Here is a 26,380-nt window from a genome sequence, read left to right on the forward strand (position 1 = left end):
GTCCTCCCCTTCCCGAGAAGGAGTCCTGCCGTGCACGCCTTCACGCCTGCCGAAATCCACGCCGAGACGCACGCCGGCCGTACCGCCGAACTCGCCGCCGAGGCCGCCGCCTGGCACCTCGCCCGTGACGCCGCCCCGGCCGCCCCCGCCCTGCGCGACCGGCTGGGCGAGGCCCTCGTGAGCGCCGGGATCCGGCTGATGCGGCCCGCGCACATCCACGCCCGGATCGCAGACGCCCTGAACGGTCCGCATGCCGCCCACGCCCCGCGCGCCGCATGAGCCGACGCCCCTTCGCGGCCGTCCTGGCCGCCAACACCATCTCCATAGCCGGGAGTTCCATCACCCTGATCGGCGTCCCGTGGTTCGTGCTCCAGACCACGGGCAGCGCCGGCCGGGCCGGGATCGTCGCCTTCTGCGCCACCCTGCCCGTCGTCGTCGCCGCGCTGGTCGGCGGCCCCGTCATCGACCGGATCGGCCGCCGCCGGGTCTCGGCGGCCTCCGACCTCGTCTGCGCCGTCTCGGTCGGCGCGATCCCGCTGCTGCACTACGCGGGCGCGCTGGAGTTCTGGATGCTGTGCGCGCTGATGGCCGTCGGGGGCCTCGTCCACACCCCCGGCCTGACCGCCCGCGGCGTCCTGCTGCCGGACCTCGCCGAGCACGCCGGCACCACCGTGACCCGCGCGGCGAGCCTGTACGACGCGGTCTCCCGCGGAGCGCGGATGATCGGGGCCGCGCTGGCCGGCGTACTGATCGCGGTCTTCGGCGCCGAGCCCGCCCTGCTGCTGGACGCGGCCACCTTCGCCGTGTCGGCGCTGCTGGTCACCGCCTTCGTGCGCGGGGTCCCGGCCGCCGAGCCGCAGCGCGCCTCCGGGAAGATCTCCTTCGCCGGCTACCGGGCCGAACTGGCCGAGGGCTGGACCTTCCTCACCCGCTCCCGGCTGCTGGCCGGCATCACCGTGATGGTGATGATGACCAACGGCCTGGACCAGGGCTGGTCCGCGGTCCTGCTGCCCGTGCACGGCCGCGAGTCCCTCGGCGGCGCCACCGCGGTAGGCCTGCTCGTCTCCCTCTTCGGCGGTTTCGCGCTGCTGGGCGCCCTGCTCTACGGGGCGTGGGGCGAGCGGTTCTCCCGCAGGACCGTGTTCGCAACGGCCTTCCTGCTGTGCGGTGCACCCCGGTACGCGGTGGCCGCCTTCAGCGACACGCCGCTGCCGCTCACGGTGACGATGGCGCTGTCCGGGCTCGGCGCGGGCATGCTGAACCCGATCCTGACCACCGTGCTCTACGAGCGGATCCCGGACGAGCTGCGCAGCCGCGTCTCGGGCGTGACCACGGCGGGCTGCGAGCTGACCATGCCGCTGGGCGGGCTCGCGGCGGGCCTGCTCGTCGACGGGTTCGGGGCGACGCCGGCCCTGCTGCTGTTCGGCGGCGCGTACCTGCTGACCACGCTCGCACCGCTGGTCTTCCCGGCCTGGCGCACGATGGAGCGCCTGCCGGAGGCCGGCGGGGACCCGGCCGGCCCGGCGGAGCTCAGCAGGACGGAACCGGCTCTCCCCGGGTGAGCGCGCGCAGCGACTGCACGGCGTCCGTCAGCGAACCGACGGGGACCAGCCGGAGCCCCTCGGGGAGTTCGGACTGCGCGTCGGCGCACTCGGCCTCCGGTACGAGGAACACGCTCGCCCCGTCGCGCTGCGCGGCCTGGGTCTTCAGGGCCACGCCGCCGACGGCGCCGACCTTGCCGTCCGCGCTGATGGTGCCCGTACCGGCGATCGTGCGGCCGCCGGTGAGATCGCCGCCGCTGCCGTCGCCGTCGAGCTTGTCGACGATGCCGAGGGAGAAGAGGAGGCCGGCGCTCGGTCCGCCCACGTCGGCGAGGTTGAGCTGGACCTTCACGTCCTTCGGGTCCTTGTGGAGGTAGCCGAGGGCGGCCTGGGTGGCCGTCGACTGCGACGTGGCCATTTGCTCCAGGTTGTGCTCCTCGATCTCCTCGTCGCTTCCGCCGGAGGGGTAGACCGCCTCCTTGGGCATGACCGCCCGGCTGCTGTCGAACCAGTCGTCGACGAGCTCGGGCAGGGTCACGGTGGTGGAGGGACCGGTGGCCTGGATGGTGGTCATCCGGAGCTGGCCCGTGGTCTGCCGGGTCGGGGCGCCCGTCACGGTGATCACGGGCTTGCCGTCGCGGGCGCCCAGCACGTCGGCCGTGAGCCCCGGCTGGGCGATCACGAAGGGCAGCGGTGCGAAGGCCGCGGCGGCGAACAGCCCGAGCACGGGCACGGCGCAGACGGCCAGGGCGGTGGGACGCGGCAGACGTGTGAGGCGAGAGAGCACCCGACCAATCTATCGGGCGCTCCCGACGCTCCCACGCCCCGCCATCCCGCCGCCCCTCGGCGCAGGGCGTCGGCGCGCTCCGGCGCAGGGCGTCGGCGCGCCTCGGCGCAGGGCGTCAGCGCGCCTCGGCGCAGGGCGTCAGCGCAGGGCGTCGGCGACCTCGCGGGCCGCGTCCACGACGCGCGGGCCGACCCGCTCGGGCACGGCGTCGGCCAGCATCACGACGCCCACGCTTCCCTCCAGTCCCGTGATGCCCACGAGGGGCGCCGCCGCGCCGCTGGCGCCCGCTTCGAGCTCCCCGTGAGTGAGCGTGTAGCCGGGCTCGGTGAGCGTGCCCTGACGGGCCGCCAGAATGGCCCGCCCGGCTGCCCCGCGGTCCAGCGGGTGGCGGAAGCCCGGCCGGTAGGCCACGTGGTAGTCGGTCCAGGTCGGCTCGACGACGGCCACGGCGAGCGCCTCGGTGCCGTCCACGAGGGTCAGGTGCGCGGTGGCGCCTATGTCCTCGGCGAGGGACCTCAGCGCCGGCAGGGCCGCCTCGCGCACGAGCGGATGCACCTGCCGCCCGAGCCGCAGCACGCCGAGCCCGACGCGGGCCCGGCCGCCGAGGTCGCGGCGGACGAGGGCGTGCTGCTCGAGGGTGGCCAGCAGGCGGTAGACCACGGTGCGGTTCACACCGAGTCGGTTGGAGAGCTCGGTGACGGTCAGACCGTGGTCGGTGTCGGCGAGCAGTTTGAGGACTCTGAGTCCTCGGTCCAGAGTCTGGGAGGTTTCCGCGGTCACGACGCCTCTCCCTCTCTCGGTGAGCGGCGGTGACTCTCGGGATGGAACGACGCCGGTCCCACGGCGACGCACGGAGAGGCCGCCGGTAGCGGCCATGGCACCGGCTGCGCTCCCGCGGCGGCGCTGCCACGGGGCGTTCGATGCGGGGACAGTAGCGAGCGGGTCCGCTCAGCGGAAGGCCTCGTCCAGAATCCGGGCGCCAACTGCCCCTTTGTGCCGGTTCAGGAGCGCCCGCGGAGCCTGTTCGTGACCTCGGCCCGCCGGCGGTGCCTGTGCGATCCCCCGACGCCGCTCCCGCGTCCGGGACCCCCGCAGCGCCGTGTGCGGACCCGCGGACGGACACGGAACGTGACCGGGGCCCGTACGAATCTCCGCACGGACCCCGCGTCACAGTCCGTAGAAACGGTGACGGAAGAGCAGAACGACGCGAGGACGGCGGGGGGACGGACGGGAGGCCGGACGGGCAGGACCGGAGCAGGGGACGCCGGGCGGACTCACCGCATCCGCGTGGCCCACTCCTGCACCTTCTTGATCCGCTCCCGCAGCTGCCCCGCCGTCGCCTCCGCGCTCGGCGGCCCGCCGCACACCCGCCGCAGCTCGGTGTGGATCACCCCGTGCGGTTTGCCGCTCTGGTGGACGTACGCGCCCACCATCGTGTTCAGCGACTTCCGCAGCTCCAGCAGCTCCTTGTGCGAGACCACCGGCCGCCGGTCGGCCGGCAGCTCCAGCAGGTCCGCCTCCGCGTCCGGCTTGCGGCGGCTGTGCGCGATCTGCCGCGACTGCCGCTTCTGCAGCAGCATCTGCACCTGGTCCGGCTCCAGCAGTCCCGGGATGCCGAGGTAGTCCTGCTCCTCCTCGCTGCCCGGGTGCGCCTGCATGCCGAACTCGGCGCCGTCGTACAGCACCCGGTCGAAGACGGCGTCGGACTCCAGTGCCTCGAAGGACATCTGCTCGTCCTCGCCGGTGTCCTCGTCCTCCTGCCGGTTCGCCTCGTCCATCTCCTTCTCGGACTCGGCGTACGGGTCGTCCTCGCCCTTCTTCTTCGGCTTGTCGAGGACGTGGTCGCGTTCGACCTCCATCTCGTTCGCGAAGCCCAGAAGATAAGGAATGGTCGGCAGGAACACGGAAGCCGTCTCGCCGCGCCGCCTCGAGCGCACGAAACGCCCGACGGCCTGCGCGAAGAACAGCGGCGTCGAGATCGTCGTGGCGTACACCCCGACCGCGAGGCGCGGTACGTCGACGCCCTCGGACACCATCCGGACCGCGACCATCCAGCGGTCGTCGTTTCCGCTGAAGGTGTCGATGTTCTTCGAGGCGCCGGTGTCGTCGGAGAGCACCAGGGTGGCCTTCGTCCCGGTGATCTCGCGGATCAGCTTGGCGTACGCGCGCGCCGAGTCCTGGTCGGAGGCGATGACGAGCCCGCCCGCGTCCGGGATGCCCTTCCTGACCTCGGTCAGCCGCTGGTCGGCGGCGCGCAGCACGTTCGGCATCCAGTCGCCGCGCGGGTCCAGCGCGGTGCGCCAGGCCTGCGAGATGGCGTCCTTGGTCATCGGCTCGCCGAGGCGGGCGGCGATCTCGTCGCCGGCCTTGGTGCGCCAGCGCATGTTGCCGCTGTAGGACAGGAAGATCACGGGGCGCACCACGCCGTCACCCAGGGCGTTGCCGTACCCGTAGGTGTAATCGGCGGAAGACCGCCGGATCCCGTCGTTCCCTTCCTCGTAGGTGACGAAGGGGATGGGGTTGGTGTCGGACCGGAAGGGCGTACCGGTCAGCGCGAGGCGCCGGGTCGCCGGGTCGAAGGCCTCGAGGCAGGCCTCGCCCCAGGACTTCGAGTCACCGGCGTGGTGGATCTCGTCGAGGATGACGAGGGTCTTGCGCTGCTCGCAGCGGTTGCGGTGCAGCATCGGCCGCACGCCCACGCCCGCGTACGTGACGGCGACCCCGTGGTAGTCCTTGCTGAGCGGTCCGGCGGAGTATTCCGGGTCCAGCCGGATGCCTATCCGGGCGGCGGCCTCGGCCCACTGCTTCTTCAGGTGCTCGGTCGGCGCGACGACGGTCACCTGCTGCACGACGTGGTGGTGCAGCAGCCAGGACGCGAGCGTCAGCGCGAAGGTCGTCTTGCCTGCGCCGGGCGTCGCGACCGCGAGGAAGTCTCGGGGCTGGGTCTGGACGTACCGGTCGAGCGCACCCTGCTGCCAGGCACGCAGCTTGCTGGCGGTACCCCAGGGGGCACGGCCGGGGAAGGCGGGTGAGAGGTGGTGGGAGGCGGTAGTAGTCACGGTCTCCGGTTCGGGCTCTCGGCGGCGGCGGTGGCGGCGGTCGTACGTAGGACAACCGGGCCACCTTACCGGGGCGGGCCGGTCCCTCGGGGAGGGACAGGCCCGTGACCTCGGCGGGTGCGGTGAGCGTCACATCCGGCGCAACCGCTCGGCGATACGGGCCACATCGGCCTCGTCGCCGGCCGCGACATCGATGACCAGGTCGTACGCGGCCTCTTGGTCGACGTCGGCGAGGTCGATGCCGTTCACGGCCAGGAAGGTCGCGGCGGCGAGCCAGGCCGTTCGCTTGTTCCCGTCGACGAGGGGGTGGTTGATCGCGATCCCGTGCAGCAGCGCGGCGGCCTGCTCGTACGGGTCCTCGTAGGCCGGCGTACCGAACATCCGGGCCCGCGGCCGGTGCACGGCGGACTCCAGCAGCCCGGGCGCGCGCAGCTCGACGCTCTGCTCGTTGGCGAGACAGGCGAACCGGGCCACGTCCAGCACCTCGGCGAGGGTCAGGTACCGCACGCCGGTCCCGGTCTCGGTCCCGATCCCGGTCGCGTTCCCAGTCCTGGTCCCGTTCCCGATCCCGGTCACCGGCTGAGCCGCTTCAGCAGCACTTGATGCCGCTGCGCCAAGCGCGCGGCCTCGCTCCCGACCCGGGTGCGCTCCTGCAGCAGGTACTGGCGCACGGCCTCCTGCACCACTTCCTCGGGGCTCCGCCCACTCGCATCGGCAAGATCGGCAAGCCCGGCCCGGTCGGCGTCCTCAAGTCGGATGATCAGCTTCTCCACGCCCGCAGCCTACGCACTGACGCCCCCCTCCTCACCCTCTTTTGGGCCCCGCCGAACCCGGCCGGGTCGCCACCCAGGCCTCGGCCCAGTCCGGCCCGCCGGGCCGAACCCAGCCCCGCCGGCGTGTGAGGCGCGGGGGGTCTGGGGGCAGAGCCCCCCGGCAGCCCGCGGCGCAGCCCGCCTACACCCGCGCAGCCACCGGCTCATCGGCGTCCAGCCGGGTCGCCACCCAGGCCCCCGCCAACGCCACCGCGGCCATCGGCAGGAACACGACCAGGAACGCGGCGGGGTGCGAGCCCGCCCCCTCAGCGGCCACGGCATGCGCCGCCCCCACCGCTCCCCCGCCCAGCGCGGCGAACGCCGCGCCCCCCGCCGCCAGCAGCACCACATTGGCCAGCGCGTCCGAGATCTGCAGCGCAGCGGAATTGGCCCCCGCCTCCTCCGGCGCCGAAAGCTTCAGCAGCAGCACGCTCGTCGAGCCGATCACCAGCCCCATCCCCAGGCACCCCACCGCCCATGCGGCGGCCAGGGTCCACACGGGCACGGACTCGATCAGCACGGCCGGGGCCGTGGCGATGGCGAACGCCACGAGCACCATCCCGCCGACCATCAGCCGTTCCCGGTACGGCGCCATCCGCCCCTTCGACTGCAGCCACGAGCCGCCCGCCCAGGTCACCCCGCCGGCCGCCAGCGAGAACCCGGCCAGCGTCGGGCTCAGCCCCCGCTGGGTGACCAGCATCAGCGGCACGAAGCTCTCCGCCGCGATGAACGACCCCGCGGCCACCCCGCGCAGCAGCACCACCGACGGCAGCCCCCGCCGCGCCAAGTAGGTCCCGCGCGGCAGCAGCCCCCGTACGGCGGGCACCAGCAGCGCCGTACCGGCCGCGGCCGGAAGCAGTGACAGCCACCGAAGGTCCTGGGCGGCGTACTGCAACAGCCCCGCCCCGACGGAGATCCCGAGCGCCAGCCGGATGCGTCGCCGGTCGAGGGCGGCGGGCGGCGCATCCGGATCCACCGGCCCGGACGCGGTCCGCCGTATCGCCGGCAACGCCACCACCAGCGGGACGACGACCAGCACCGGTATGCCGAGGAACACCCAGCGCCAGCCGAGGTGCTCGGTCACGGTGCCCGCGGCCAGCGGCCCGACGATCGACGGCACCACCCAGCTCGCGGCGAAGGCGGCCATGATCGCGGGCCGCAGCCGTTCCTCGTACGCACGGCTCACCACGACGTACAGGGCGACGATGACGAGCCCCCCGCCGAACCCCTGCACGGCCCGCCCGAGGACGAACACCCACATGTCCCCGGCGGTCCCCGCGAACACCAGCCCGGCGGCGAAGGCCCCGATCCCGACGGTCAGCGGCCGCAGCGGCCCCTGCCGGTCGGACCACTGCCCGGCCAGCACCATGCCGAAGAGGCTGGTGGTGAAGTAGGCGGAGAACGCGAAGGCGTACAGCCCGATCCCCTCCAGCTCCCGCGCGGCGACGGGCATGGCCGTCCCCACGGCGGTCGCCTCGAAGGCGATCAGGAAGATGACGGAGATGATCCCGATACTGAGCGTCCGGTACGCGGGCCCGAGGATCCCGCCCTGGGGCTGGGGCGGGACCGGCGACGCATCGCGCTGTGGCACGCGGGGTTCAAGGGCACTCATCGCCCCAGAGTAAGGCGCGTGCCCGGGTTGCGCCCCTGTCAATTCGGCGGATTCCCACTAGTCCGCGGGACCTAGGCCCCCTGCGGCCCATGAACGCAGCATGGCAGTCGCATTGCAGCCCCCACGTCCCTCTTCCCACCCCCCGCAGCCCCCCATACGGTCATACCCGTAACCACCCCACAGCCGTGTGCCCGAGTGGTTGAGGGACTCGCCTGCAAAGCGAGTTACGCCGGTTCGATTCCGGTCACGGCTTCCCGGGAAGGCCGCTCAGCCCCGCCTGAGCGGCCTTCTTCACGGCTTGGTCTTGGCGATCTTCTGTTTGACGACCAACGTGCCCGGGAGCCCGCCGTTGTCCTTGCACCCCAGCTTCCTGCTCATCGCCAGAGCAGCGGAGTGGGCGACGGCAAGGTTGGCTTCCCGCAACGACGGATCATCCCCCTTGGAGCCGGAGGCGACGCTCACGCCCACCTTGACCGGTACGGCGGTATCGGGTCCTGCGAGGCGAGGGCTGGCGCAATCGAAAAAGAGGAGAGCCTGGTCGGACAGGACCAGCGCACTCCGGCCCAGTTCGTACTCCCAGTAGTAGCCGTTGCCGAGCTCGCTGCCCTCTCCCGTCCGCTGCGATTCGGGCTGGATCTCGAACGACACCGACACGCGCCGCCTGTTCGTCGTGTCGAACGGCACTGCCTCGCAGACCCTCCCGCCCCGCGATGCACCGATAGCGGCGTAGCCACCGGAGAGGCTGTCGGCCACTGCTGCCACACTTTCGTGGGCGCTCTTGCGCGGCGGATCGAATTCCGAGGCTCCGGTGAGCAGCTCGACCGCACGCGCGGCCCCGGCATTGAGGAGGACGTCGCCGCACACTCCGGCTGCGGTCATCCGGACCGGTTGCCCGTCCTCCTGCTTCTCGCCGCTGCACCCCGCGAAGAGAGCGACCGCCATCACCGTTCCCAGGGCGGCACGGTTCCGGCGAACCGTACCCCGACCCAAAGCTGTGCGCCGCCCGCTCACTCGCCCGGCTTCTTGGCCTGGGGCTCATTGCCCGTATGCCTCTCAAGGCCCCAGCCGGTGTTGTATCCGGTCATCGATGACTGCCTCAGGACCTCGTCCAACGGGTCGTCCTCGCCGACCGGGTGCCGTTCGAGGAAGCGGTCCACGGGCTGTCGGGAATGACGCTCACCTTCTTGGTACACGGTCGCCTTGTCGTCATGCGCCTTGCCTTCGATCTTGTCCTTCTTGTGTTCCGACTCCGCGTCCGACCAATCGCTGATGAGCCCACCTGCGGCCTGCTCCAGCACTCCGCTTCCGGTGTCGACGGCCAGCGGCACGATCACGGCGGCCGCACCAGCCGCTAGGGCAGTGGCCGGCAAAAAGGCGACGCCCGCCGCGATACCTGCCGTGGCGCCGAACTCGATCCACCCCGAACGCTTCTCCAGAGCACGGTCGTAGTCCTTGAGCCACTTGTCCGCGTCGGCATCGATCTGCTTGCCCCGAGACTCATCCAGAATCCCCTGGAACTCCCCGCCGGTTCGGGCCGCCTCCATCAGGCCGCTCTGGTTGAGCTTTCCATCCGCACCCACCTGGCTCTCCAGCACGGAGGCCTGGAAGATCGACTCCGCCCGCGACATCGTGAGCCAGGACTCGGGATGCTGGCCCAAGGTGCTGAGGAATTTACGGGCCGCCTCCTGATCGAACTCCGCATGGCCCCCGGCGACCTGCGCGAAGACGCTCTTGGAGCCGTTTTCGTTCAGCGAGTGGTTCAAGTCATCGATGTAGCCGGCGCCCATGCGCCCGAGGCTGTCCGCCATCGACTCCTGGTTCTTCAGCAGTGCCGCATCCCCTCCGTACTTGGAGACGACCTCTTGCATGATCCGGGAGGAGACCTCGTCACGTTCGAGCTTGGGCGACGGGTCGTCCCAGGCGTGGCCCAGGGTTGCTGCCTCCAGGGCGTGGCCCAGGGCGTCCGGCATGTACTGCTGGACCTTCTTCAGGTCGTCGGGGTTCGTGCCTTCCATGTCGATCGTGAAGTCGTACTTCGCGTTGCCGAAGAAGTCGAGGTAGTTCTTGATCGGCTTCTTGTCAGCGCCCTTGCCCAGGTCTGCGGGGCCCGGCTTTTCCGTGCCGTCCTGGTTGTACGCGTGCGGGGGCCGTTCAGGGTCGAAGAACTGGGCCGATGCCTCCGGGCTGTGCCCCAGCGCCTCCAGGAAGCTGACCACCGGGTCGTAGCCGGCACCGTTGGTCCCGGAGGGGTTGAAGAGGTTCTTGCCGTAGCCGTTCAGCTGCCGGGTCTGGTTGAAGAAATCCGGATCCTTGGCATGGATCTGCGTGGCGTGCTCGGCGATCGGGACCAGGAACTTGGGGTCGTAGTTCCCGTACCGCATGATGCCGCCGAGCAGCTGGTACCCGTACGGCGGATGCTGGTCGTACTTCGCGAGCGGGATGTGCTCGGTACCCAGCCTGCGCAGGTCCTGCGCGAAGCTGTCGGGGAGGTGGGGCTCGCTCTTGGAGCTGGTGGCCGTGGCGAGGTTCAGTCCCAGGTTCTTCTGGAGCTCCTGGACGTCCTTGAGCCGCTGCTCGTCGAGCTTCGCGTAGTCGTACGTGTCCGTGGACATGTACCCGAAGAACTGGAGCGCGCCCTTGGGGCCGAGCGCCTCGTAGAAGTCCTTGGAGAACTCCGGGACCTTGGCGTTGTCCGCCAGCAGTTCGTTGAGCTCGACGAGCTCGGCGTGCGTCAGGGCCCGGCCCTTCTTGGCCAGGTCTGCGGCATGGCCGGCCTGCTCGGCGTCGAGGCCGGCGTACTTGGGCCCGCTGAAGTCGTGGCCGTCGGTGACGTTGGCGGCGAGCAGGCGGGCCAGCGACTGGTCGACGTCGTCGCAGTGGTCGACGATGTCGTCGATCTTCTTCTGCCACAGCCCGCGGTTCTCCCGGATCGACTGCTGGTAGTCGGGATCGTGACGCGCCGCGTTCCGCTCCGCCTCGGTGGCGAGCGGGGTGGCGGAAACCCGCCCGCCCGCATCCACCTGGAAGCCGGCTGCCGGTGCCTCCTCCGCCGCGATCTTCTTCAGTTGCTCCTTGGAGGACTTGAAGGCGGCGAGCCCCTCGGTCAGGGCCTTGTGGACGCCCTTGGCCTCCTTGGCCGCGTCCTCGAACTCCTTGGCCGTCTTGTCGACGAACCCCCGCGCCACACCGGCGGTGACACCGCTCCACTGGGCCTTGTCCGACTTGGCCTTCATCCCGTTGCGGGCCGACTCGGCCAGTTCGTCGAGCTTGTCGGCCATCGCCTTCCAGTCGGTGACGGCCGTCTGGAGCTTGTCGACGGGTGCGTTGAGCACGTTCTCGTACGTCAGCATCGTGGGCCTACTTGAGGTACTTGTCGATGGCGGAGGCCGTGAAGTCGGCTTGGAGCTGCTGCTCGTCCTTGGCATGGGAGGAGAGCGAGTAGTTGAGTCCGTTGGAGACGTTCGCGCAGGCGGCCACCAGGGTCTTCACCTGGCTCTCCCATGCGGTGTTGGCCTTGGCCAGAGCGGCGCCGCTGGAGAAACTCTCCTTGGAGAGGGCACCGGCCGCCTCGGCCGAGGATGCTGCGGCGTGCTTGCCGTCGGTCAGGAGCCGGGAGTGCAGCTTGTAGGCCTCGGTCCCGATGCCGCCGATGTGGTCCTGGTTGATCTCGAGATCGCCGCTGCCGGTCCCGCCACCGCCGGGGTCGGTGGGGACGTGGTTGATCCGCATCGAGACGTTGGCCGCGGCGGTGGCGCGCGCGGTGGACCATTCCTCGTCGAACGACATCGCGTGCTTTTCTCCTTGTGTCACATCAGCGTCTAACACGTTGAACTGTGCTTGTGGTTACGGCTCCGGCTGAGCAGGCAGGCTCCCATCCCGGGCAGGGCCCGGGGAAGGAGTCTGCGGGTGTCCGTCTGGTTCTGTACGTGGGGGGCGGATGTGGTGGCCGGTCTGCGGCGGCCCGGGGCAGGTGGAGGCTGCCGCCGCTGCGTCGGGGCGCGGGAAGGCATCCGCCGAACGGGGGTCGCCGGGGCGGGCAGCGCGGTGGGCGGGCGTATGGCTCCGCAGCCGGGGCGCGCGGACCGGAGCAGGGCTGGGGGCGTGGGCCCTCTCGCCGCCTACGGCCGCGGGGGAAGATGAGTTGGCCCTTGCGTAGGGCGACGTGCCGGACGGCGCCGTCGAGTTCCTCGCTCTGGGCCCAGCCTGGCGGATCGCCCCGGTGATCGGCTGACGGAGGCGCGGGCTTCGCCGCCTGCGGTGATGCGGAGGCATGTGGATTTCGGCGCCTGGGGCCGGGCTGCCGCTTGACGGTGTACGCGCTCAGGGCAGCGATACCGGTGTCGTGATCGTCGTGTCGGCGCGCTCGTCGCCGTCGTACCCGTGGGGGAAGTCCCTGCCCTGGACCGACTGGCCCTCGAGCTCGGAGATCCGGCCGACGCCGGTGTCGATCACGCCCTCGGGACGAGATGCCGCTGCTGAAGCCGAACCGTCTCGGCATGGGCGGCCGGGGTCGCGGCGACCCCGGCCGGCAGGAGACCCACCGAGGCCGAGGCCGCCCCGCGCCGCTGCATCTGGCCCCGTCAGGCGTTCCTGCGCCGGACTACGACCGCCGTGACGGCTCCCCCGATGAGGACGCAGGCTCCCAGGCCGAGCCCGATCCAGAGGAGGCTGCTGCCGCCGTCCTTCTTGGCCTCTGCCTGGGGTGCGTTGGACTCGGGCTTCTTGCCGTCAGCTGACGGGGCCGGCGAGTTCTTCCCGTCCGCCGCCGCCAGGTCGGGGAGCGGGAAGACGTCCGCCGGGCCGGGGTCACCGGGCGTGGGCACGGCAATCCGGGGCCGGACGATGCCATAGCCGATGTAGTCGTTGCGCGGAGCACCGTCAGTCGGCTTGCCGGCGGTGTTCAGGAGGACCCGGAGGACCTGGTTGTTGGTCCAGTCGGGGTGCGCGGACCAGAGCAGGGCGGCGGATGCGGAGGCGAGGGCGGTCGCGTCACTCGTGCCGTGGCTCGTGCAGAGACCGGTCTTGCCTGCGCACGCCGTGACGATGTCGATGCCGAGGGCCGCCATGTCGAGCTGCGGGCCGTGCTGCGATTCCTTGGTCGGTTCCCCCTTGGCGTCCACCGCGCCGACGGCTACCACTCCCGGGGTTGCAGCGGGATATTTGATCTCGTTGAGCGTATCCCCGTTGTTGCCGGCGCCAGCAAAGATCAGCTTCCCCTTGGAAAGCGCATACTTCACCGCTTCACGACGGGCTTCGTCGTCCTTCGGCGTGCCGGAAATCGCCAAGGAGATGTTTATGATCTTGGCATCTGAATCAGCCGCGTACCGGATGGCCGAAACCCAGGACGGGGTACTCAACCCGTCCAGCATGTTGGGCACACGGATCGGAAGGATCTTGGCGCCGGGTGCAAGGCCGAAAGCGCCATCACCACTCGGATGCTTTCCGGTTGCGGCAATGATTGCCGCCATGGTGGTGCCGTGACTGCTGGTGTCCGTACGTTCATCACCGCCGCTACCGCCCGGAAGGAAATCTTTGCCGGGGAGCACCTGCCCTTCAAGTTCCGGGATGTGGTTGACACCGGTATCGATCACCGCAACGGTGACGCCCTTCCCGTTGCTGATCTTCCAGATGTCATCGGCTTTCATGGTGTCGAGATGCCATTGCTGCGAGCGAATGGTCTCCGCATGGGCCGGGGTCGCGGCGACCCCGGCCAGCAGCAGGCCCACCAGGGCCGCGGTCGCCTTGCGCATGTGCATCTCGTACAACGTCCGTTCTGCTCAGTCGATCACCGGCGGAGCAACACGATGGTTGCCCTGCCAGGTCTCTTCGTCCTCGACCAGGTAGTCGGGGCGTTCGCCGTCCTGGTCCTCACGTCGCTTGCCCGGAGCGTGCGTACCCGCGTGGCCCATGGCACCGCCGCCGTTGCGTACGAGACCCGAGCCGCCCTGGGTGAACGGCTGGCCGCCGGTGGCCGCACGTCCGCCGGCCACACCCGGGCGGCCGCCCACGACGCCGCCCGGCTCCGAGGCCAGCCGACGTCCCACAGGGGAACCGCTCACTCCGCTGCCATGGGCACCGCCACCGTGGGGACCGCCCATCATGCCGCGGCCGGTCTGCGTACCTTCGTTGCCGATCACCGTGCCTCGCGGGATGCCCGCGTTGGGGCCGCTGGTCTGCACCTGGCGGCCCCCCATGATGCCGGAATCCCGCGGAGGCAGCCCGGAGATCGGGTTGACCTTGCTGAGGCCGTTACCGCCCGGACCGAGGTTCGGCAGCGGACCGGGGCCAAGACCGAGTCCGGGGATCGCCTTGCCGGTGATCGGCGGGAGACCCAGGGGCGGGATGGGGGCGACGGGGCCGGGTCCGGGGCCCACGGGGAGGTTGGGGACCGGTGTGCCCGTCGGGGGCAAGGTCGTCGTGGGCGGAGGCAGGGTGCCGACGTGGTCGAGGTCCACGTCCACGTTGTGGTCCGGGATTCCGGGCACGTGCGTCGGCCCTGTCGTCTGGGGCGGGGTGGCGTCTGCCTTCGGCTGATGCCCCGGTACCCAGCCTGGATCGTCATCAGAGCGGCCGTCGCCAGTGGTAGGCGACGTGTATGTCGTGTGACTCCCCGATCCGGAACTGCCTGTCGGCCGGGCCCTGTCCGTATCAGCAGCCACGTCTTGCGGCACGAAATCCGCCGGCGGCGGCGGAAACGTCGGGATCTCCGCCTTGTTCATCTCGCCGTACGACAGCTCGTAAGACTGCGCCAGGTTGTTCATCAACCTGATGGACTCACGGTGGTCCGCGTTGAGCTTGCTCTGCTCCTGCTGGGCGATCTGCTGCGCGTCCGGGTCGTTGTGCGCCTTGCGCGCCGCTTCCAGGTTCTCGGCGGACTTCGTGTCGTAGGCGGGCATGTCCCGCGCCTCGATCATCTTCTGGACGGTGTCACCCATCCACTTGGCGCCCGTCGCGCTGTACTCGCTCAGCCGGAGCGTCGCATTGCCGGCCCGGCCCACCCACTCCTGGAAGGCCGTGGCCGCTTCGCCCTCCCAGCCAGTGACACGGTGGTTCTTGAGCTTCTCCGCGATCTTCGCGATGTCCTCGGACGCCTTCTGCAGGCGGTCGGCACGGTCCTTGACCGCAGTCGGGTCCAGCGAGGCCCTCATCTCGCGCAGCTTCTGGTGCGAGTAGCCCTCAAAATTCGTTGCCATCAGTTGGTACCCCCTGCCGCGGGCTTCGAGGCCGCCAGCTTGCGCTGCTCCTCCAGATACGGGTCGCGCTCCGGCACGTACTGTGCCTCGGCCTGCTTGGCGATGGCCACCATGCGTCGCTGCGTGTCATCGTCCACCCCGGCAAAGCCCTTGCCCGCCGTCAGGATTGCGATGCCCAGGGCCTCGATCTGCTCCGCCAGGCCCTTCGAGAGCTTCTGCAGCTCCGTGATGACCGTGCCGTACGACTTGAAGAGGGCGTCCGCCTCCGGGAAGCCGCTGCCGAGCTTGCCCGCCGGCAGGGTGTCGTTCGCCAGCTTCTTGTGGTCCGCATTCGAGCCGGTGAGGTCGTCCAGCAGGTCCTTCACCATGGTCTGGTACCCCGACAGCGTGTCGTATTCGACCTTCAGCGCTGCCGCTTTCGCCTGCGAGGCAGCCTGCGCCCTGATCGCGTCCGCCATGCTCGTCGCGGCTCCCGCCCCGAACAGCCCCAGCCCGCTTTCCTCTGCCACGATGGCCTCCCCGACTCCCCGAAATCCCCGTGGTTGCAGCGTTTCCGCCGCTTCCCGTCCCCGTTCGCACCCGTTCGCACGCGCGCGTACTACGTCTTACCGATCACTCTAGCGACCGGTTCCGACAGTCCCAAGCTCGGGGTTGCACGTGCAATGGGGGTCACACGGTCACGAGTTGGGCGCCGCGACCGCCGCCGAGGGGCGGATCGGGAGCCTGTTGACCGGGCGGCCCGTGGCCGACCGTACCGCCGAGGCCACCGCCGCCGGGGTCGTCACCACGGGGATCGCGCTGGCCGCCTTCGCCCCGAACGGGGCCACCACGTCCCGCTCTTCGACCAGTTTGACGATGCGGACCACCGGGGCGTCCAGCGACGTCGGCAGCGCATAGCCCGTCAGGTCGGGGTGGCGGATCAGGCCCGAGGCCGAGCGGAGGTTCTCCGTCAGCGCCGCGCCCACGCCCTGCGTGACGCCCGCTTCGATACGGGCCTCCAGCTGGCGGGGGTTGAGGATGCGGCCCACGTCCTGGGCCACCGCCAGCTCCACCACCCGTACCGAGCCCAGCTCGATGTCCACGTCCACCACCGCGCGGATCGCGCAGAAGGCCAGGCCCACGAAGGCGTCGCCCTGACCGTCGCCGTCCAGGGGCTCCGTCGGGTGGGGGCGGCACTGGGCCGTGGCCCAGAGTTCCTTGCCCGCCATGGCTTCCGCGACCGACATCGAGAACGCGCCGTCGTACGACGTGATCCGGCCGTCCTGGATCTGGAGGAGTTCCGTCGACATGCCCAGCTTGTGGGCCATCGGCTGGAGGAGTTGGGTGCGGACCATTTTGGCCGCCCGTTCCACCGCGCCGCCGCTCACCCACGTGTGGCGGCCGTGCGCCGCCGGGCCCGCCGGCGGCTGGTCGGTGTCGACCGGGGCCGTCACGACCTCGTCCACGCCCAGCGTCTCCTGGACGATCTGGCGCGCGAGGGTCGAGAAGCCCTGGCCGGTGTCCACCGCCGCGCAGATGACCGTCGCCGATCCGTTGACGACCTTGACCGTCGCCGTCGAGACCTCGTCCGTTCCCTCCGCGCCGAGCATGTGGACCATGCCCACGCCGTACCCGACCCCGCGCCGCACCGCGCCCGGCTCGCCCGCGCCCTCCGGGCCGCCTGGCAGCAGCCAGTCCTCCTCGGGGGTGTCCTTCGGGAGGGAGGGGAGCTCGAAGTCGCGTACCGCACGCAAGAGTTCGGCCACGGGGGCCGGGCACGTCACCGTCTGGCCCGTGGGGAGGAGGTCGCCCGTCGCGAGGACGTTGCGCAGGCGCAGCTCCGCGCCGTCGATGCCGAGCGCGGCCGCGAGCTTGTCCATCTGGCCCTCGTACGCGGCGCAGACCTGCATCGCTCCCTCGCCCCGGACGTGGCCGGAGGGGGGGTTGTTCGTGCGGACCGCCCAGCCTTCCACGAAGGCGTGCGGGACGACGTACGGGCCGCACGCGAAGGCCACCGCCGCGGCCAGCGATTCGGAGGACGAGTCCGCGTACGCGCCCGCGTCCATCAGGATCTGGGCCTCGACCTTGACCAGGCGCCCCTCCGCGTCCGCGTGGTGGCGGTAGCGCAGCAGCGTCGGGTGGCGGTGGGTGTGGCCGAGGAAGGACTCCTCGCGGGTGGCGGCCAGCTTGACCGGGTGGCCGGTACGCAGGGCCAGCAGGCCCAGGGGAAGTTGGAAGGCCGCGTCCTCGCGGTCGGCGGTGGCGCCCGGGACGCCCGTGACGACGACGCGCACCCGGTCCGGTTCGAGGCCGAAGCACGCCGCCGCCAGGTCGCGGTCCAGGTGCGGGTCGGTGGAGGCCGTGTAGATCTCCACGCCCCCGTCGGGCCGCGGCACGGCCAGCCCGGCCTCGGCGCCGATGGGCGCGGGGTCCTGGCGGCCGATCCGGTACAGGCCCTCGACGACGACCTCGCCGGTGGCTTCCGGGTCGCCGTAGCGGAGCGGGATGTGCCGGATCAGGTTGCCGTCGGGGTGCAGGGCGGGGGCCCCGAAGGACTGCTCGGGGTCGGTGACCGCGTCGAGCAGCTCGTACTCGACGGCGATCGCGGCGGCCGCGAGGCGCGCGGTGTCCGGGTGGTCGGCGGCGACGGCGGCGATGGGCTCGCCGTGGTGGCGCACGACGTCGTGCGCGAAGACGGGCCGGTCGGCGATCCGGCGGCCGTGCGTGGTCGCGCCGGGGACGTCGGCGTGGGTGACGACGGCGCGCACGCCGGGCATGGCGGCGGCCGCGGAGGTGTCGACGGAGAGGATGCGGGCGTGGGCGTGCGGGGAGCGCAGCACGGCGGCCCAGAGCAGGCCCTCGGCCCACAGGTCGGCGGCGTACGGGAAGGTGCCCTCGCTCTTGGCGCGCGTGTCGGCGGCCGGTACGGAAGCGCCGATTCCGCGCGGTACCTCCTGCTCGCCCGTCTCGGGCGGCGCGGCCGCCGAAGCGCTCGTGGAGACCGTTACCGTCGCCGTTGCCGTGGCCGCGTCGTGCCCGCTCACGCCATGCCTCCGTGGTGGTGGATCCCGCCCTCGCCGGGCGGCGCCTGGTGCGGGATGCGCGCCTCCGGGCCGTTCCCGGCGCCGCTCCCGAGCCCGGACCCCTTGACGGACCCGCTCGCGGCCCCGTTGCCGGATGACGCTGCGGGCGCGTCGCCCGCAGCCGTCGCCTCGCGCTCCGCGACGACCTCGCGGACGGCCTCGATGACGCCCTTGTAACCGGAGCAGCGGCAGAGGTTCCCGCACAGGGCCTGCCGGGTCTCCAGCTCGCTGGGGGCGTGGTTGCCCTCCAGCAGGTCGTGGATGGTCATGGCCATGCCGGGTACGCAGAACCCGCACTGCACCGCACCCGACCTGCACAACGCCTGCTGCACGTCCGAGAGTTCCCCGCCACTGGCGAGTCCCTCCACGGTGCGGACCTCGCTGCTCGCCGCCGTCGCGGCCGGGACCAGGCAGGAGGCGACGAGCCGGCCGTCGACCTGCACCGCGCACGCGCCGCATTCGCCCTGCGAGCAGCCGTCCTTGGCGCCGGCGAGGCCGAGGCGCTCGCGCAGCACGTAGAGCAGGGACTCGCCGATCCATGCACCGGTGACGGGCCGGTCGGCGCCGTTGACGCGCAGGACGTAGGAAGCCAGCGGGTGCTCGTGATGGGCGACGGCCCCGGCAGTCGCTTCTTCTTCGTACGCCGGCCCCTCGATCGGGAAACCTCCGGCCGTTCCCGCGTCCGGCGCTGCCACGGCGCTGTCGGCGGTGTCCGCACCCGGCGCATCCCCGGCCCCGGCTCCGCCGGAGCCCGAGCCCGGACCCCCCGCAGCCCCGGCCTCCGCAACCACCCCGGCGGCTTCGCCGACTCCGAGTCCGCCTCCGGGCCCGGGCTCGAAGCCGCGCCCGTCCGTCCCGCCGGGCTCCGCCGTGAACCCGTGCTCACCGGGTTCACCCGCCGGTCCGGGCTCCGCCCCGGCGACGCCGTGGCCGGATGCCGTGAAACCGTGCCCGTTCGTGTCCCCGGGCTCCGCGAAGCCGCCGGTACCGCCGACGCCGTCTGCGCCCGGACCACCCGCGAGGGCGTACTCCGCCGCCGCGACGGTGCTCACCTCGCGCTCCCGCTCGGCCGCGTCGGCCACACCCGAAGCCACCGCCGCGTCGGCCACCGCCACCGCCCGCAGCTCGGGGGCCTCCGCCCCCGGATGCGGCCGCTCCGCCGTGACCGGCGTCGCCGCCGGGCCGTGGGCGGCCTCGATGTCCTGCGGAGCCGGATGCACCGGCTCCCCCTCCGGGAGCGTGCCCACGCCGGGCCCGCCCAGCACCCTCGGGCCGCGCCCGGGACCGCCGACCCCGGGGCCGCCGAGCCGCCGCAGGCCCGCGCCCGAGGTGCCCGCGTCCATCGTGTCCGGACGTGCCTCGGGCAGCACGCCCGAGCTCATCCCGGCACCCGGAACCGCACCCCCCGGAACCGCATCCGGAACCGCACCCTGAGCGGCATCCGCAACGGCATCCGGACGCGCGGCTGCCGCGGCCTCGAAGTCGGGGTGGGTCGCCCAGGGGGCCGCAGCGCCGCCCGGCAGGGTCGCCGGAGCCTGGCTCCAGTCGGCCTCCAGCCCGCTCCGCCGGAACTCGCCGGTCTCCTCGGGGAGTTCCGGAAGGGTCCACTGGCCGGTGGTCACGGGCTCGGAGTCCTGCACGGCCTCCGGGAACCGCCACTCGGCGGTCGCACCGGGATCGTGCCCGGCCTCGGCCGAAGCCGGAGCGTGGCCCACGGCCCGGCCCTGGGCGGCGTGGCCGTGCGCCTGGCCCTGCCCGAGCTCCTGGCCGTGGCCAGAAACCTGCCCCTGCCGCTGATCCGCGAACGCCGCCGCCACCGACGCCGGAATCGGGATCGAGGCCGGGATCGGCCCGCCGACCGGCGAGGGCGCAGCCGCGCCCACGGCACCGGCGCCGCCGGCCCCCGTACCGGCCTGCGGCGTCGTCCCCGCCTCCGGCCACTGCACCGGAATCGCCCACGTCCCCGTCGCCGCCGGATCCGCACTGGCGGAGCCCAGCGGCACGATCATCGGCGGCGGCACGTAGCCGTGCCCGGGCGCCGCGAGCGGCTCACCGGTGCCGAGCGCGTCCAGCATGTCCTGCGGCAGCTTCACGAAGGCCGTCGCGTCGGAGTCGTACTCGCCGCCCTGCGGCACCGGCTCCCAGCCCCAGCCGGCGCCGGTCCGGTCCGCAGGCCCTGCGGGTCCCGCGGGACCCGCCTCCTCCGTCGTTCCGCTCACGTTCTCGTTCTCACTCATGAGGTCAGCGCCCTCCCCAGGGCCCTCCGTGCCAGCACGGCCACCGTCCGCCGCAGATGCAGTACACCGGGAGCCACCGGTTCCCCCTGGTCGGGCACGCAGGCGGCCGCGACGTACTCGCCGAAGGCCTCCAGTGCCTCGGGGGCCAGCGTCCGCTCCCCGTCCCAGTCGATCAGCGAGGCCACCCACTGCTCGGCCTCCAGCGGCCGCAGCGGCATCGGGGCGACCGCGCCGATCGCACAGCGCACACCCCGGCGCGCGGGGTCCAGTACGAGCCCCACGGACGCCACGGCGCGCCCCGGCCCCGTACGCCCCGTGGCCTTCAGGAAGACCTGCGGCGCGTGCAGCAGCGGAACCCGTACGAAGCCGATCAGCTCGCCGGGCCGCAGCATCTCGCGGCCGGCCAGCAGGTGCGAGACCGGGATCTCCCGGCGCGAGCCGCCCGGGCCGTGGATGACGAGGATCGCCTCCAGCGCGGCCAGTACGGGCAGTGCGTCGCCCGTCGGCGCGGCGGTGGCGATGTTGCCGCCGAGGGTGCCGGCGTTGCGGATCTGCGGGGGTCCGGCGGCGCGTGCGGCCGCGGCCAGCGCGGGGATCAGAGCGGCGAAATCCGGCCGTCCCATCCGCGCGTGGGTGAGCCCGGCGCCGAGCAGGGCGTGCCCGTCCTGGTACTGCCAGCCGCGGATCTCGTTGATCCGGCCCAGGCCCACCAGGGCGGCGGGCCGCAGCAGCCCGGCGTTGACGGCGGCCATGAGGTCGGTGCCGCCGGCGACGGGCACGGCGGCGGGCATGGCGGCGAGCGCCGCCACGGCCTCGTCGAGCGAGGCCGGCAGCGTCACGGACTGCGCCGCCTGCGGCCCCTGAGATGAATGCAGTGCATGCGGTGCGTGCGTGGTCAACCCAGCTGCCCCTTCCCGATGTCCCGGTCCCGGCGCTCACGCCTGTCCGCCGTACGGTACGTGCTCACCGCCGGGACGTGGCAACTCTGGCACATCTTCCCCACCACCCGGCGCGAGGGTCCGGCGGGCGCCCCTGGAGCTCCCGGCCGTCCGGTTTCCCCCGTATCCACCGAATAAGCCGAATCAGAAGTATTCGCCGAATACACCGAAATCGAGCAAGAGTTCCCGACAGCCCCCAAGGACGAAGGACGTCCCGGAAGCCTCGAGAGTTCCGCAGAAGTCCGAAGGATTCCGAAGAGTGCCGAACCGTCCGGAAGGCCTCACGCGCTCACCCGCAGCCGCCGACGGCCACCCCGGCCGCCCAGGGCCTCAAGAACACCGCGCGCGAGACCCCGCGCGACACCGCACGAGACCCCGCGAGACCCCGCGATTCCCCCGCGACCGACGCGCAAGGGGCGTGCGAGGGCACGGGAGGTGCGCGGAAGGGCACGCAACGGCGCGGAAAGGTTCCGGCCACCGCCCGCTGCCCGCCCTCCACCCGCATCACACGTTCGGGGGCTCCCCTTCGATCGGACGCCCGAGCACCCCGGGCCGCCTCTGCCACGGCAACGGGCCGCCCGGCGGCCGGTAGTCGACGCCCAGCGCGTCCAGCCGCCGGTAGTGACCGTCCATCCGGGCCTCGAAGCCCGCGTAGTCCCGCTCCGCCGGCTCCGGCAGCCGCGACCACACCACCTCCGCGAAGGCCGCCAGCCGCGGGAACACCTGGTAGTCGACCCGGGCCTGGTTCTCCATCACCTCGGTCCACACGTTGGCCTGCGCGCCCAGCACGCGGGCCGCGGCCTGCGCGGACAGCTTCGGCGGCACCGGCTCGAAGCGGTACACGTCCTCCAGCGAGCGCACGTACCCGATCGGCATCGGCTCGTCCGGGCCGCCCGCCTGACGGTGGTCCAGGTACACCTGCTGCTCCGGGCACATCACCACGTCGTGCCCGGCCTCGGCGGCGGCGATCCCGCCCGCGTACCCGCGCCACGAGGACACCGCGGCCCCCGGTGCGAGCCCGCCCTCCAGGATCTCGTCCCATCCGATCAGCCGCCGCCCGCGCTCCGCGAGCCAGCCGTCGAAGTGCCGGACGAACCAGGACTGCAGCCCGTCCTCGCCGTCCACCCCCAACTCCCGGATCCGCTCCTGCGCGAGCGCCGACGCCCGCCACTGCTCCTTGGGGCACTCGTCGCCGCCCACGTGCACGAACGGCGAGACGTCCGCCGGGAACAGCTCCAGCAGCTCCTCGAACACTCCCTCGTAGAAGCGCAGTACGGCCTCGGTCGGTGCGAGCACGTTCTCGTTGATCCCCCAGTCGTCCCACACCTCCAGAGCGGCGGTGTCCACGACGTCGGTGTTCCCCAGCTCCGGGTACGCGGCGATCGCGGCCTGCGAATGCCCGGGCACGTCGATCTCCGGAACCACCCGGACGTGCCGCTCGGCGGCGTACGCGACGATCTCGCGGACGTCGTCCTGCGTGTAGAAGCCGCCGTGCGGGGTCTCGTTCCACAGCGGCGAGGCCCGGTGCCCCCAGCGGCTGCGCGGCCGCCACGCGCCGACCTCGGTGAGCCGCGGGTGGCGCTTGATCTCGACCCGCCAGCCCTGGTCGTCCGTCAGGTGCAGGTGCAGCACGTTGAGCTTGTGCGCGGCGAGCAGGTCGATGTACCGCAGCACCCCGTCCTTCGGCATGAAGTGCCGGGCCACGTCGAGCATCATCCCGCGCCAGCCGAACCGCGGTCCGTCCTGGACGCCCCCCACCGGCAGCCGCCACTCGCGGTCCGGCGCCGTCGGCGCGCGCCGGTGGGCCTCGGGCCCGAGCAGCTGACGCAGCGTCTGCGCGGCGTAGAAGAGGCCCGCCGGGTCGGCGCCCTCGAGCAGCACCCACCGCTGCGTGACGTGCAGCTCGTACGACTCCGCGCCGACGCTCCGCGCGAGCTCGGGGCGGAGCACCAGCCGGATGACCACGCGCTCGCCGTACGACTCCCCCGCCGCCGGCGCCGGCAGCTCCCAGCCGGTGGCGGCGCCCAGCTCGCGGCGCAGCCAGCGGGCGGTGCCCGCGGCGCCGGGGCCGACGTCGAGCAGCGGATCGTCCAGCACGCACGTGCCGGCGTCGCGGGCGAACCGCGCGTACCGCGGCTCCGGAATCAACTCGGGCATGGCCTCGGCCCCTCCACCGTCCGGGCGTTGCAGTATGCGCAACGCGCGTTTCGCATGGCGCCTGGCGCCTGCGCTGCGGCCGACTCTAAGCGGCCTCGGGGAAGTGGGAGTGCGTTTCCGCGTCGATCGGTGCGAGCTCCCGGCGTGCCGGGCGGCGTGGGGATGCGCCCCCACTGCCCCGAGGCCGCTCAGCTCTCCCCCGGGCACGGCAAAGGCCCCCGGACGCGCACCGGCGCGTCCGGGGGCCTTGGTCCTGCCGGGAGGGGCGAAGGACTACCCGAGGGCTACTTGTTGTCCTTGCCGCCCTTGTCCTTGTCCCCGCCGGGGCCCATCGACTCGTAGATCTCCTTGCACATGGGGCAGACCGGGTACTTCTTCGGGTCCCGGCCCGGCACCCAGACCTTGCCGCAGAGCGCGACGACGGGGGTCCCGTCGAGGGCGCTCGCCATGATCTTGTCCTTCTGGACGTAGTGGGCGAAGCGCTCGTGGTCGCCGTCGCCGTGGGACACCTGCGGCGTCGGCTCTACGAGGGTCCCCGTACCAGTCCCGCGCTCGGGCTCAAGAGTGCTCATAAAAGCCAGGGTACCGACCCCCGCGCGGGTCAGTTGAGCGACGGGTCGTCGGGATAGGTGGCGACCATCGCGAGGTCGCTGCGCTGGCGTCGCAGCACCGCGCGCCACAGCCTTTCCGGGTCCGGGAAGGACACGTCCCCCGGCTCCGACTCCACCACGTACCAGGCGCCGTCGCCGAGCTCGGTCTCCAGCTGGCCCGGGCCCCAGCCCGAGTAGCCGGCGAAGATCCGCAGCGAGCCGAGGGCCGCGGCCAGCAGCTCCGGCGGGGCCTCCAGGTCGACCAGGCCGATCGCCCCGTACACGCGGCGCCATCCGAGTGGCCCCTCCTCGCCCGGGATGACCGCCACCCCGAGGGCCGAGTCCAGGCCCACAGGACCTCCCTGGAAGACGACGCCCGGATCGCCGGCCAGCGTCGCCCAGGGCAGCAGGATGTCGCCGACGCCCACGGGGGTGGGCCGGTTGAGGACCACGCCGAGCGAGCCCTGCTCGTCGTGGTCGAGCAGGAGCACCACCGCGCGGTCGAAGTTCGGATCCGCGAGGGCGGGGGTGGCCACGAGCAGCCGCCCTGTGAGGGAGGACACCTCGGTCATGCCGACATGATCTCGCACAATCGCCGTTCAGGGGGAGCGGGCGAAGGGATCGGATCGCACGCAGCTCAGGGCGCACGGCAGCAGGAAGGAGCGCGCGGGGCCGGTACGGGCGGAATGCGACACTCCGCTGTGGGGCGGGCACTGAGGGTGTTGTGGCTAATTCATGACAGTCCTACGGCCGCGTCGACCTTACGAACAAGGGGGTCGTGCCCCTTACCCTTTTCCCTGGCCCCCTGCCCACCCTCCTCTGGCCTCGCCGGGGGAGCCCCTCTCCGGAACGCGAGATTCATGACCGGCACAGACAGAGACGACGTACTACTTGTCCATGGCGGTACCCCGCTCGAGGGCGAGATCCGTGTCCGCGGTGCGAAGAACCTCGTGCCCAAGGCCATGGTCGCCGCTCTGCTCGGCAGCGGACCCAGTCGGCTCCGCAACGTTCCCGACATCCGCGACGTCCGGGTCGTGCGCGGGCTGCTCCAGCTGCACGGAGTGACCGTGCGCCCCGGCGAGGAGCCGGGCGAGCTGGTGCTCGACCCGACGCACGTCGAGAGCGCGAACGTCGCGGACATCGACGCGCACGCGGGCTCGTCGCGCATCCCGATCCTGTTCTGCGGCCCGCTGCTGCACCGCCTCGGCCACGCCTTCATCCCGGGCCTCGGCGGCTGCGACATCGGCGGCCGGCCGATCGACTTCCACTTCGACGTGCTCCGCCAGTTCGGCGCGACCATCGAGAAGCGCGAGGGCGGCCAGTACCTGGAGGCCCCGCAGCGCCTTCGCGGCTGCAAGATCCGCCTGCCCTACCCCTCGGTCGGCTCGACCGAACAGGTGCTGCTGACGGCCGTCCTGGCCGAGGGCGTCACCGAGCTCAGCAACGCCGCGGTGGAACCGGAGATCGAGGACCTCATCTGCGTACTGCAGAAGATGGGCGCCATCATCTCCATGGACACCGACCGGACCATCCGGATCACCGGTGTGGACAGCCTCGGCGGCTACAACCACAAGGCGCTCCCGGACCGTCTGGAGGCCGCGTCCTGGGCTTCCGCGGCGCTGGCGACCGGCGGCAACATCTACGTGCGCGGCGCACAGCAGCGCTCGATGATGACGTTCCTGAACACGTACCGCCGGGTCGGCGGCGCGTTCGAGATCGACGACGAGGGCATCCGCTTCTGGCACCCGGGCGGCCCGCTCAAGGCGATCGCGCTCGAGACGGACGTGCACCCCGGTTTCCAGACCGACTGGCAGCAGCCGCTGGTGGTGGCCCTGACCCAGGCCGCGGGCCTCTCGATCGTCCACGAGACGGTCTACGAGTCCCGGCTGGGATTCACTTCGGCCCTCAACCAGATGGGTGCACACATCCAGCTGTACCGGGAGTGCCTGGGCGGCAGCGCCTGCCGCTTCGGCCAGCGCAACTTCCTGCACTCGGCGGTCGTCTCCGGCCCGACGAAGCTGCAGGGCGCCGACCTGGTCATCCCCGACCTGCGCGGCGGGTTCTCGTACCTGATCGCGGCCCTGGCGGCCGAGGGCACCTCGCGGGTCCACGGCATCGACCTCATCAACCGCGGCTACGAGAACTTCATGGAGAAGCTCGTGGAGCTGGGAGCCAAGGTCGAGCTCCCGGGCGGCGACCTCGTCTGAGGCGTTCGCGAGGCGAGTTCGAGGCGGGCGCCCCCCGAGGGAGGCGCCCGCACCTCGCTCCGCCGGCCCCGCACCGGCGCCGGCAACGCCCCTGCAAGGGCCCGCCAAGGCCCTGCAAGGGCCCCTGGACAGGCCGAAGGGCGGCCACCCACCCGGGTGGCCGCCCTTCGGCGTTCTCTGCGTAC

At 72.1% G+C, this 26,380-nt stretch carries 22 protein-coding genes and 1 tRNA gene; 4 read left to right on the plus strand and 19 right to left on the minus strand.

Features of this window, described 5'->3' with window-relative positions:
• Positions 1-30 precede the first annotated feature (30 nt).
• Positions 31-279, plus strand: coding sequence for a hypothetical protein (locus ACZ49B_RS19090; RefSeq protein ID WP_468307093.1), 249 nt, complete (start codon positions 31-33; stop codon positions 277-279).
• Positions 276-1,562 carry an MFS transporter gene (locus tag ACZ49B_RS19095; protein WP_468307096.1) on the plus strand — a complete coding sequence of 429 codons (1,287 nt, stop codon included), beginning with the start codon at positions 276-278 and terminating at the stop codon, positions 1,560-1,562. The genes ACZ49B_RS19090 and ACZ49B_RS19095 overlap by 4 nt, the downstream gene beginning before the upstream one ends.
• Here ACZ49B_RS19095 and ACZ49B_RS19100 read toward each other — a convergent pair.
• The 6 genes from ACZ49B_RS19100 to ACZ49B_RS19125 form a co-directional block, all read right to left on the minus strand.
• Entirely contained in the window at positions 1,531-2,328 is a 798-nt protein-coding gene (locus tag ACZ49B_RS19100; protein WP_468307098.1) for a S16 family serine protease, read from the minus strand. The two genes, ACZ49B_RS19095 and ACZ49B_RS19100, sit on opposite strands and share 32 nt — an antisense overlap.
• Positions 2,329-2,466: 138 nt before the next feature.
• Positions 2,467-3,108 carry an IclR family transcriptional regulator gene (locus ACZ49B_RS19105; RefSeq protein WP_266628887.1) on the minus strand — a complete coding sequence of 214 codons (642 nt, stop codon included), beginning with the start codon at positions 3,106-3,108 and terminating at the stop codon, positions 2,467-2,469.
• A gap of 494 nt (positions 3,109-3,602) precedes the next feature.
• Positions 3,603-5,387, minus strand: a complete 1,785-nt coding sequence (locus ACZ49B_RS19110) for a DEAD/DEAH box helicase (protein ID WP_030299935.1) — start codon at positions 5,385-5,387, stop codon at positions 3,603-3,605.
• Positions 5,388-5,516: 129 nt separating this feature from the next.
• Positions 5,517-5,894: a type II toxin-antitoxin system death-on-curing family toxin gene (locus tag ACZ49B_RS19115; RefSeq protein ID WP_468307101.1), complete on the minus strand. Its 378-nt coding sequence runs from the start codon at positions 5,892-5,894 to the stop codon at positions 5,517-5,519.
• Positions 5,895-5,959: 65 nt separating this feature from the next.
• Positions 5,960-6,160, minus strand: a complete 201-nt coding sequence (locus tag ACZ49B_RS19120; RefSeq protein WP_468307103.1) for a hypothetical protein — start codon at positions 6,158-6,160, stop codon at positions 5,960-5,962.
• Positions 6,161-6,341: 181 nt separating this feature from the next.
• Positions 6,342-7,811, minus strand: coding sequence for an MFS transporter (locus ACZ49B_RS19125; RefSeq protein ID WP_468307106.1), 1,470 nt, complete (start codon positions 7,809-7,811; stop codon positions 6,342-6,344).
• Positions 7,812-7,992: 181 nt separating this feature from the next.
• Between ACZ49B_RS19125 and ACZ49B_RS19130 the strand changes: the two genes are divergently transcribed.
• Positions 7,993-8,064, plus strand: a tRNA-Cys gene (locus ACZ49B_RS19130).
• A 38-nt stretch (positions 8,065-8,102) separates the two neighbouring features.
• Here the strand turns inward: ACZ49B_RS19130 and ACZ49B_RS19135 are convergent.
• The 13 genes from ACZ49B_RS19135 to ACZ49B_RS19195 all read right to left on the minus strand — a co-directional run bounded on the left by ACZ49B_RS19135 (position 8,103) and on the right by ACZ49B_RS19195 (position 24,560).
• Positions 8,103-8,753, minus strand: coding sequence for a hypothetical protein (locus tag ACZ49B_RS19135; protein WP_468307109.1), 651 nt, complete (start codon positions 8,751-8,753; stop codon positions 8,103-8,105).
• Positions 8,754-8,818: 65 nt separating this feature from the next.
• Positions 8,819-11,161 carry a hypothetical protein gene (locus ACZ49B_RS19140; RefSeq protein ID WP_468307112.1) on the minus strand — a complete coding sequence of 781 codons (2,343 nt, stop codon included), beginning with the start codon at positions 11,159-11,161 and terminating at the stop codon, positions 8,819-8,821.
• 7 nt (positions 11,162-11,168) lie between these two features.
• Positions 11,169-11,597: a hypothetical protein gene (locus ACZ49B_RS19145; protein ID WP_468307114.1), complete on the minus strand. Its 429-nt coding sequence runs from the start codon at positions 11,595-11,597 to the stop codon at positions 11,169-11,171.
• 534 nt (positions 11,598-12,131) lie between these two features.
• Positions 12,132-12,263, minus strand: a complete 132-nt coding sequence (locus ACZ49B_RS19150) for a hypothetical protein (RefSeq protein WP_468307117.1) — start codon at positions 12,261-12,263, stop codon at positions 12,132-12,134.
• Positions 12,264-12,391: 128 nt separating this feature from the next.
• Positions 12,392-13,561: a type VII secretion-associated serine protease mycosin gene (gene mycP, locus ACZ49B_RS19155; RefSeq protein WP_468307120.1), complete on the minus strand. Its 1,170-nt coding sequence runs from the start codon at positions 13,559-13,561 to the stop codon at positions 12,392-12,394.
• Between the two features lie 27 nt (positions 13,562-13,588).
• Positions 13,589-15,004 carry a WXG100 family type VII secretion target gene (locus ACZ49B_RS19160; RefSeq protein ID WP_468307123.1) on the minus strand — a complete coding sequence of 472 codons (1,416 nt, stop codon included), beginning with the start codon at positions 15,002-15,004 and terminating at the stop codon, positions 13,589-13,591.
• A complete protein-coding gene (locus ACZ49B_RS19165) occupies positions 15,004-15,513 on the minus strand; it encodes a hypothetical protein (RefSeq protein ID WP_468307126.1) in 510 nt (169 codons plus the stop codon). The genes ACZ49B_RS19160 and ACZ49B_RS19165 overlap by 1 nt, the downstream gene beginning before the upstream one ends.
• A 168-nt stretch (positions 15,514-15,681) precedes the next feature.
• Positions 15,682-18,027, minus strand: coding sequence for a xanthine dehydrogenase family protein molybdopterin-binding subunit (locus ACZ49B_RS19170; RefSeq protein ID WP_468307129.1), 2,346 nt, complete (start codon positions 18,025-18,027; stop codon positions 15,682-15,684).
• Entirely contained in the window at positions 18,024-20,303 is a 2,280-nt protein-coding gene (locus ACZ49B_RS19175) for a (2Fe-2S)-binding protein (RefSeq protein ID WP_468307132.1), read from the minus strand. The genes ACZ49B_RS19170 and ACZ49B_RS19175 overlap by 4 nt, the downstream gene beginning before the upstream one ends.
• Positions 20,300-21,202: an FAD binding domain-containing protein gene (locus ACZ49B_RS19180; protein ID WP_107093410.1), complete on the minus strand. Its 903-nt coding sequence runs from the start codon at positions 21,200-21,202 to the stop codon at positions 20,300-20,302. The genes ACZ49B_RS19175 and ACZ49B_RS19180 overlap by 4 nt, the downstream gene beginning before the upstream one ends.
• A gap of 543 nt (positions 21,203-21,745) precedes the next feature.
• On the minus strand, positions 21,746-23,398 hold the full coding sequence (locus ACZ49B_RS19185; protein ID WP_468307135.1) for a beta-N-acetylhexosaminidase: 1,653 nt from the start codon (positions 23,396-23,398) through the stop codon (positions 21,746-21,748).
• Between the two features lie 284 nt (positions 23,399-23,682).
• Positions 23,683-23,970: a DUF3039 domain-containing protein gene (locus ACZ49B_RS19190; protein ID WP_468307138.1), complete on the minus strand. Its 288-nt coding sequence runs from the start codon at positions 23,968-23,970 to the stop codon at positions 23,683-23,685.
• A gap of 29 nt (positions 23,971-23,999) precedes the next feature.
• Positions 24,000-24,560 carry a YqgE/AlgH family protein gene (locus ACZ49B_RS19195; protein WP_468307141.1) on the minus strand — a complete coding sequence of 187 codons (561 nt, stop codon included), beginning with the start codon at positions 24,558-24,560 and terminating at the stop codon, positions 24,000-24,002.
• A gap of 288 nt (positions 24,561-24,848) precedes the next feature.
• On the opposite strand from ACZ49B_RS19195, the gene murA reads away from it, so the two are divergent.
• On the plus strand, positions 24,849-26,195 hold the full coding sequence (murA, locus tag ACZ49B_RS19200) for a UDP-N-acetylglucosamine 1-carboxyvinyltransferase (RefSeq protein WP_468307144.1): 1,347 nt from the start codon (positions 24,849-24,851) through the stop codon (positions 26,193-26,195).
• The last annotated feature ends 185 nt before the right edge of the window (positions 26,196-26,380 follow it).

The sequence above is a fragment of the Streptomyces sp. NPDC031132 genome (assembly GCF_055570595.1).